The organism is Streptomyces aureus (genome assembly GCF_000725495.1).
Classification (GTDB): domain Bacteria; phylum Actinomycetota; class Actinomycetes; order Streptomycetales; family Streptomycetaceae; genus Streptomyces; species Streptomyces aureus_B.
In genome coordinates this window covers 1-382 of the sequence record NZ_JNZD01000091.1, presented here as the reverse complement: position 1 = coordinate 382, position 382 = coordinate 1, and the positions used below count along the sequence as shown (strand labels likewise).

The following is a 382-nucleotide window of genomic DNA, read 5'->3' as shown; positions in this document are numbered from 1 at the left end:
CGACACCGAAGCCTCCAACTGGACCTTCGACCCCGTCCGCAAGCAGTACTACTGGCACCGCTTCTTCTCCCACCAGCCCGACCTCAACTACGAGAACCCGGCCGTGCAGGAGGAGATCATCTCCGCGCTGCGGTTCTGGCTGGACCTGGGGATCGACGGGTTCCGACTGGACGCGGTGCCGTATCTGTACCAGGTCGAGGGGACCAACTGCGAAAACCTTCCTGCGACCCACGAGTTCCTCAAGCGGGTGCGCAAGGAGATCGACACGCACTACCCGGACACCGTGCTGCTCGCCGAGGCGAACCAGTGGCCCGAGGACGTCGTCGACTACTTCGGCGACTTCCCCTCCGGCGGCGACGAATGCCACATGGCCTTCCACTTC

The 382-nt window shown here is 64.1% G+C and carries 1 protein-coding gene; it reads left to right on the top strand.

The window, feature by feature from the left end:
• Positions 1 to 382, top strand: a 382-nt coding sequence (locus IO36_RS36100; protein WP_037626599.1) for an alpha-amylase family glycosyl hydrolase, incomplete at both ends; no start/stop codon positions are given.